The sequence below is a fragment of the Pseudomonas sp. P5_B2 genome (assembly GCF_056400445.1).
Genome location: NZ_JBFULH010000213.1, coordinates 1 through 7,047 on the forward strand (window position 1 = coordinate 1; position 7,047 = coordinate 7,047).

Consider the following 7,047-nt stretch of genomic DNA (forward strand, 5'->3'; position numbering starts at 1 on the left):
ACGCGGTTGTCTTCCGTTTCCAGAATCTCCAGGCGATAGCGCCCGATCTTCAGGCATACCGCGCTGTCCGGAATGGTCTCAAGGGCTTCGGTGACCAACCCGTTAAGGGTTTTCGGGCCATCGCTGGGCAGATGCCAGCCCAGGCTCTTGTTCAAGTCGCGAATCGACGCCGCACCATCAATCACCAGGCGTCCATCGGACTGTGGATGGATATGCGGGTTGTCCAGGCTGTGCTGGCTTTCGAATTCGCCGACGATTTCTTCAAGAATGTCTTCCAGTGTGACGATACCGAGCACTTCGCCGTACTCGTCGACCACCATGCCCAAGCGCCGCTGCTGCTTGTGGAAATTCAGCAGTTGCAGTTGCAGCGGAGTGCTTTCCGGGACGAAATAAGGGTCATGGCTGGCCGCCATTAGCGCTTCCATGGTCAGGCTGGCATCGGGCAGCAAATGACGGATGTGCCGGGTGTTGAGCACCGCTTCGACCTGATTGATGTCGCTGTGGAACACTGGCAGGCGCGTGCGCTTGTTATGGCGCAATTGCTCGATGATCTCTTCAATCGGGTCGTCGAGGTTGATGCCGTCGACGTCACTGCGCGGCACCAGAATGTCGTTGACCGTGATGTTGTCCAGCGCGTGGATGCCGGACAGCGGGTGCGGGCGGCAGACGCCGTGATCGTGGTCGTCGTGCCGATCCGCCGGCGTTTCGTCTTCGCTCTGCTGCACCACTTTGACTTTGCGGGCGAACGGTCGCATCAGCAACTGGCTGAAGCCATTGAGCATCCAGGCGGCCGGGTAGATGATTTTCAGTGGCGCGCCGAGCAAGCTGTTACCCAGGTTCAGCACCGCGTCAGGGTAGCGAGAGGCGAGGGTGCGCGGCAGGTAATCGGCGAACACCAGGAGCGCGGCGCCGGCGCCGAGGCAGGCGATCCATGGACCGTTTCCCGCCCAGGTGAAAATCGCCAGCAAGGTACTGATGACCATCACCAGCGCACGGCACAGGGTATTGCAGAAAATCAGGCTGTTGAGTGGAAAGCTCAGCTTCGCCACCGGTTTATCGCTCGAACGCGAGGCGGTTCGCTGAGCCAGCAACTGCTGTTGTGCCACTTCGATGGCGGTAAACAGCCCCGACCATAAAATCAGCAGGGCCAACACCGCGAGCATTGGCCCTAGGGGCAAGTCGTCCATTAATGCCGCTCGTCAGATATGCAGGATGTATTCACGAACCAGCTTGCTGCCGAAATACGCCAGCATCAGCAGGCAGAAACCGGCCAGGGTCCAGCGAATTGCCTTGTGTCCGCGCCAGCCGAGACGGTTACGGCCCCACAGCAGCACACTGAAGACACTCCAGGCCAGGCACGCCAGCAAGGTTTTATGCACCAAGTGCTGGGCGAACAGGTTATCGACAAACAGCCAGCCGGAGATCAACGACAACGATAGCAGGGTCCAGCCGGCCCACAGGAAACCGAACAGCAGGCTTTCCATGGTTTGCAGTGGCGGGAAGTTCCTGATCAGCCCTGACGGATGCTTGTGCTTGAGTTGATGGTCTTGAATCAGCAGTAGCAGGGACTGGAACACCGCAATGGTGAACATGCCGTAAGCGAGGATCGACAGCAGGATATGGGCGAGGATGCCCGGTTCCTCGTCGATGATCTGTACGGTGCCGGCCGGGGCGAACTGCGCCAGCAGCACGGTTGCGGCCCCTAGCGGGAACAGCAATATCAGCAGGTTTTCCACCGGGATCCGCGAGCAGGCCAGCAGGGTCAGCGCGATGACCGCCACTGCAATCAGACTGGCGGCGTTGAAAAAGTCCAGGCCCAGGCCGATCGGCGTCAGAAGATGGGTGAGCAGGCTGGCGCTGTGAGCCAGGACGGCCAGCACGCCGAGCGTGACCAGCAGGCGCTTGTTCGCCTTGGCGCCGGTGGCCAGACGAGAGCCCTGATAAAAAGTCGCAGCGGCATATAAGCAGGCGGCGGCGAGAGTGGTAAGCAAACTGGGTGACAAGGGGAGCATAAATCCTGTTAGGCAAGCCCGAAAGGCGCTGAGTTTGGCATAGAACCCCCATTGCACGAAAGTGTGAGGTGTCCGCCAGACGCAGTCTTCGCTATAATCCGCGACCTGCCCACGCCGCAGGCTCGCCGAGCACATGTTTATTCCGGTCTGGGCCGCCATTATCCCGGTCTACACAGGGCCTGAAAGGATCGCGCAATGTTTGAAAACTTAACCGACCGTCTCTCGCAGACGCTGCGCCATGTCACCGGCAAGGCCAAGCTGACCGAAGACAACATCAAAGACACCCTGCGTGAAGTGCGCATGGCGTTGCTCGAAGCCGACGTCGCCTTGCCCGTGGTCAAAGACTTCGTCAATTCGGTCAAGGAACGCGCTGTTGGCGCCGAGGTGTCGCGCAGCCTGACGCCGGGCCAGGCTTTTGTGAAGATTGTCCAGGCCGAACTCGAAAGCCTGATGGGCGCGGCCAACGAAGACCTGAACCTGAGCGCCGTTCCACCTGCCGTGATCCTGATGGCCGGTTTGCAGGGCGCGGGTAAAACCACCACCGCCGGCAAACTTGCGCGCTTCCTTAAAGAGCGCAAGAAGAAGTCGGTCATGGTCGTGTCCGCTGACGTCTACCGTCCGGCGGCAATCAAGCAGTTGGAAATGCTCGCGGGTGAAGTCGGTGTTACCTTCTTCCCGTCCGACCTGAGCCAGAAGCCGGTCGACATCGCGCAAGCGGCTATTAAAGAAGCAAAACTGAAATTCATTGACGTGGTCATCGTCGATACCGCCGGTCGTCTGCACATCGACGAAGAGATGATGGGCGAGATCAAGGCGCTGCATGCCGCGATCAACCCGGTCGAAACCCTGTTCGTGGTTGACGCCATGACCGGCCAGGACGCCGCCAACACCGCCAAGGCGTTTGGTGATGCACTGCCGCTGACCGGTGTGATCCTGACCAAGGTCGACGGCGATGCCCGTGGCGGTGCCGCCCTGTCGGTTCGCGCCATCACCGGCAAGCCGATCAAGTTCATCGGTATGGGCGAGAAGAGCGAAGCGCTCGATCCGTTCCACCCGGAGCGTATTGCTTCGCGCATCCTCGGCATGGGCGACGTGCTCAGCCTGATCGAACAGGCCGAAGCGACCCTCGACAAGGACAAGGCCGACAAACTGGCCAAGAAACTGAAGAAGGGCAAGGGCTTCGACCTCGAAGACTTCCGCGATCAGTTGCAACAAATGAAGAACATGGGCGGCCTCGGCGGCCTCATGGACAAACTGCCGAACATGGGCGGCGTGAACCTGGCGCAGATGGGCAATGCCCAAGGTGCGGCAGAAAAGCAATTCAAGCAGATGGAAGCCATCATCAACTCCATGACCCCGGCCGAGCGCCGTGACCCTGATGTGATCAGCGGTTCGCGCAAACGCCGGATTGCCATGGGTTCCGGTACTCAGGTGCAGGACATCGGTCGCTTGATCAAGCAACACAAGCAGATGCAGAAGATGATGAAGAAATTCTCCGCGAAAGGCGGAATGGCCAAAATGATGCGCGGCATGGGCGGTATGTTACCCGGCGGCGGCATGCCAAAGATGTAAAGAATTCGCGTAAGGGCTTGCTCTTGCGCACCCCCACAAGGAAGTGGGAACTCCAGCAAACCCGCACTTGGCGGGAGCTGACTGGCCGTTTTCAACGACGGCTCTATAGCAAATCTGGATGGCGTCCGATAGGCCGCCGGAAAAAGACATTTGCAAAAGTCCGGATATTCCTTAGAATATGCGGCCTTTCGGGCACCTATGCCCGCTGTGCCTTTAGATTTGCAGCACCGACTACAGGAACGATGTTCACATGCTAACAATCCGTCTTGCCCTTGGCGGCTCCAAAAAGCGCCCGTTTTACCACTTGACCGTAACCGACAGCCGCAACCCGCGCGACGGTTCGCACAAGGAACAGGTTGGTTTCTTCAACCCTGTTGCTCGTGGTCAAGAAGTCCGTCTGTCCGTGAACCAAGAGCGCGTAGCCTACTGGCTGAGCGTTGGTGCACAACCTTCTGAGCGTGTTGCTCAGTTGTTGAAGGACTCGGCTAAGGCTGCGGCCTGAGCAATATGAACGCGACGCCAGCTGTTGCTGATGATTTGATCGTTATCGGCAAAATTTATTCGGTTCATGGCGTTCGCGGCGAAGTGAAGGTGTATTCCTTTACTGATCCGACAGAAAACCTGTTGCAGTACAAAACCTGGACGCTCAAGCGCGAAGGTAATGTGAAACAGGTCGAGCTGGTCAGCGGACGTGGGAACGACAAGTTCCTGGTCGCGAAGCTCAAGGGTCTTGATGATCGTGAAGAAGCTCGTCTTCTGGCCGGTTATGAGATCTGTGTGCCGCGCAACCTGTTCCCTGAATTGACCGACGGCGAGTACTACTGGTACCAGCTGGAAGGTCTGAAGGTTATTGATCAACTCGGGCAATTGCTCGGGAAAATCGATCATCTTCTGGAAACCGGCGCCAATGATGTAATGGTGGTCAAGCCTTGCGCTGGCAGCCTGGATGATCGCGAACGCCTGTTGCCCTATACGGAGCAATGCGTGTTGGCTGTCGATCTGGCCGCAGGCGAGATGAAGGTGGATTGGGACGCGGACTTCTAAGCGTGGCTAACTTGCGCGTTGAAGTGATCAGTTTGTTTCCCGAGATGTTCTCCGCCATCAGCGAGTACGGCATCACCAGTCGGGCGGTGAAACAGGGGCTCTTGCAGCTCACCTGTTGGAACCCGCGAGACTACACGACGGATCGACATCACACTGTGGATGATCGCCCATTTGGCGGTGGTCCGGGCATGGTGATGAAGATCAAGCCCCTGGAAGATGCACTGGTTCAGGCCAAGGCAGCAGCCGGGGAGGCGGCGAAGGTAATTTACCTGTCCCCCCAAGGCCGTCAACTGACTCAGTCGGCGGTGCGCGAGTTGGCGAATCTGGATGCATTGATCCTGATTGCCGGTCGCTATGAAGGCATTGACGAGCGATTTATAGAGGCTCATGTCGATGAAGAGTGGTCGATTGGCGACTATGTACTGTCTGGCGGCGAGCTGCCGGCGATGGTCCTGATCGATGCGGTTACACGACTGCTGCCTGGAGCTTTAGGGCATGCGGACTCCGCCGAGGAAGATTCCTTTACGGATGGTCTGCTGGATTGCCCGCACTACACCCGACCGGAGGTGTATGCGGATCAGCGTGTTCCCGACGTGTTGCTAAGTGGCAATCACGCGCATATCCGGCGTTGGCGTTTACAGCAGTCCCTTGGTAGGACCTTTGAACGACGCGCCGATCTTCTGGAAAGCCGCTCGCTTTCTGGAGAAGAGAAGAAGCTGCTCGAGGAATACATCCGCGAGCGGGACGATAGTTAACAACGTATCGATGGTAGATCCGACGATTTACCTTAGGAGCACAGCATGACTAACAAAATCATCCTTGCACTCGAAGCAGAGCAGATGACCAAAGAGATCCCTACCTTTGCCCCGGGCGACACCATTGTCGTTCAGGTGAAAGTGAAGGAAGGCGACCGTTCGCGTCTGCAAGCGTTCGAAGGTGTTGTTATCGCCAAGCGTAACCGCGGCGTAAACAGTGCTTTCACCGTTCGTAAAATCTCCAACGGTGTTGGCGTAGAGCGTACTTTCCAGACCTACAGCCCGCAAATCGACAGCATGGCCGTTAAACGTCGCGGTGACGTACGTAAAGCCAAGCTGTACTACCTGCGTGACCTGTCCGGTAAAGCAGCTCGCATCAAGGAAAAACTGGCTTAAGTCCAGCTTCCGATGCAAAAAAAAGCAGCCTGCGGGCTGCTTTTTTGTTGCCTGCAATTTATGCCCGCATCCCCGGTTCGACACCGCTAGCCTCACGTTCGAATTAACGCCAACAACGTCCACCCCACCGAAGGCTTCTGCGTGTTATCGGGCGTGACGACATGCACCCAGCCACTGTCATCGCGCATGAACAATAAAGTGGCGCGATGCCCATGAAGCGCCCTGTAATCGTCCCAATCGAAGCCATCTTTCAATGATGTGCTGTGCAACTCGGCACCCTGACTCAGTTGGCTGGCAATTTTTTCATAAGTCAGCGCCTCACTGCCCAGTTGGTTGCCCCGATGCTCCAGACTGGCCCGATGCTTGTCGGTGCGGCGACTTTCTTGTTCGCTCGCGAGACCGAACATCCGCTCATGACCAAAGTCATGACGAAAACGCATCAGTGCCAGGGTGTTCGTTTCGCCCGATGGTGACAGTGCCAGCAAATGTCCAATGCCTACCAGATCCAGATGGGCATTGGCATGTTGTGATGCCGGGTTGCCGAAATAGGTAGGCAAACCTTCCATTCGCGCCGCCCGAATGTTCTCCCAGCTCGAATCGGTCAGCAGCACTCGGCTACCCAGTTGCTGTAGGGCTTTTCCCAGCGTGCGCGCGGGTCCATTGGCGCCGACGATCAGAAAGCCGCTCGGTGCAGGCTCCGCGACCTTCAGCAAGCGAGCTAATGGCCGAGCGGTCGCACTTTGCAAGACCACGGTGCCGATGATTACGGCAAAGGTCAGCGGCACGAGCAGCAAGGCGTTTTCGTGACCTGCCTGATCCAGGCGAATGGCGAAAACGGCCGATACCGCTGCCGCGACTATCCCACGGGGTGCGATCCATGCCAGCAACGCACGTTCACGCCAGCTCAGGCTTGAACCTGCCGTGCAGAGCAGCACATTGAAAGGCCGGGCAACGAGCTGAATAATCAGTAGCAGAACCAGTACCAGCGGCCCGAGGGTGATCAAGGCATTCAGGTCCAGCCGCGCCGCTAGCAGAATGAACAGCCCGGAAATCAGCAAAACGCTGAGATTTTCCTTGAAGTGCAGGATATGCCGCACATCCACGCCCTTCATGTTGGCCAGCCACATGCCCATCAGTGTCACCGCCAGAAGGCCGGATTCGTTCATTATTTGATTGGCGGCGATGAAGATGCTCAGCACCGCAGCCAGCGACGCCAGGTTGTGCAGGTATTCCGGTAGCCAGTGCCGACGAATGCTGGTGCCCAATAC

General features: G+C 57.8%; 8 protein-coding genes. 5 read left to right on the top strand and 3 right to left on the bottom strand.

Annotated elements, in window-relative coordinates; genetic code table 11:
* Together AC1DRJ_RS16190 and AC1DRJ_RS16195 are read right to left on the bottom strand one after the other, a co-directional pair.
* Positions 1–1,187, bottom strand: a 1,187-nt coding sequence (locus AC1DRJ_RS16190; RefSeq protein WP_477803048.1) for a transporter associated domain-containing protein, incomplete at its 3' end; no start/stop codon positions are given.
* A 12-nt stretch (positions 1,188–1,199) separates the two neighbouring features.
* Entirely contained in the window at positions 1,200–2,012 is an 813-nt protein-coding gene (locus AC1DRJ_RS16195; RefSeq protein ID WP_477803049.1) for a cytochrome C assembly family protein, read from the bottom strand.
* Between the two features lie 195 nt (positions 2,013–2,207).
* On the opposite strand from AC1DRJ_RS16195, the gene ffh reads away from it, so the two are divergent.
* The 5 genes from ffh to rplS all read left to right on the top strand — a co-directional run bounded on the left by ffh (position 2,208) and on the right by rplS (position 5,779).
* Positions 2,208–3,584 (top strand): signal recognition particle protein, encoded by a 1,377-nt coding sequence (gene ffh, locus AC1DRJ_RS16200; RefSeq protein WP_477803050.1) that lies wholly within the window; start codon positions 2,208–2,210, stop codon positions 3,582–3,584.
* Between the two features lie 250 nt (positions 3,585–3,834).
* Positions 3,835–4,086 (top strand): 30S ribosomal protein S16, encoded by a 252-nt coding sequence (gene rpsP / locus AC1DRJ_RS16205; RefSeq protein ID WP_045059142.1) that lies wholly within the window; start codon positions 3,835–3,837, stop codon positions 4,084–4,086.
* A 5-nt stretch (positions 4,087–4,091) separates the two neighbouring features.
* Positions 4,092–4,628: a ribosome maturation factor RimM gene (gene rimM / locus AC1DRJ_RS16210; RefSeq protein ID WP_007944873.1), complete on the top strand. Its 537-nt coding sequence runs from the start codon at positions 4,092–4,094 to the stop codon at positions 4,626–4,628.
* A gap of 2 nt (positions 4,629–4,630) precedes the next feature.
* Complete coding sequence (gene trmD, locus AC1DRJ_RS16215; RefSeq protein ID WP_010463006.1) at positions 4,631–5,383, top strand: tRNA (guanosine(37)-N1)-methyltransferase TrmD; 753 nt, start codon at positions 4,631–4,633, stop codon at positions 5,381–5,383.
* Between the two features lie 45 nt (positions 5,384–5,428).
* A complete protein-coding gene (gene rplS, locus AC1DRJ_RS16220) occupies positions 5,429–5,779 on the top strand; it encodes a 50S ribosomal protein L19 (RefSeq protein ID WP_003175895.1) in 351 nt (116 codons plus the stop codon).
* 92 nt (positions 5,780–5,871) lie between these two features.
* Here the strand turns inward: rplS and AC1DRJ_RS16225 are convergent.
* The coding region (locus tag AC1DRJ_RS16225; protein WP_477803051.1) for a cation:proton antiporter at positions 5,872–7,047 on the bottom strand (1,176 nt) is incomplete at its 5' end.

Coding starts and splice junctions, on each gene's coding strand:
- AC1DRJ_RS16195 (WP_477803049.1), bottom strand. CDS start 2,012: ATGCTCCCCTTGTCACCCAGTTTGCTTACCACTCTCGCCGCCGCCTGC.
- ffh (WP_477803050.1), top strand. CDS start 2,208: ATGTTTGAAAACTTAACCGACCGTCTCTCGCAGACGCTGCGCCATGTC.
- rpsP (WP_045059142.1), top strand. CDS start 3,835: ATGCTAACAATCCGTCTTGCCCTTGGCGGCTCCAAAAAGCGCCCGTTT.
- rimM (WP_007944873.1), top strand. CDS start 4,092: ATGAACGCGACGCCAGCTGTTGCTGATGATTTGATCGTTATCGGCAAA.
- rplS (WP_003175895.1), top strand. CDS start 5,429: ATGACTAACAAAATCATCCTTGCACTCGAAGCAGAGCAGATGACCAAA.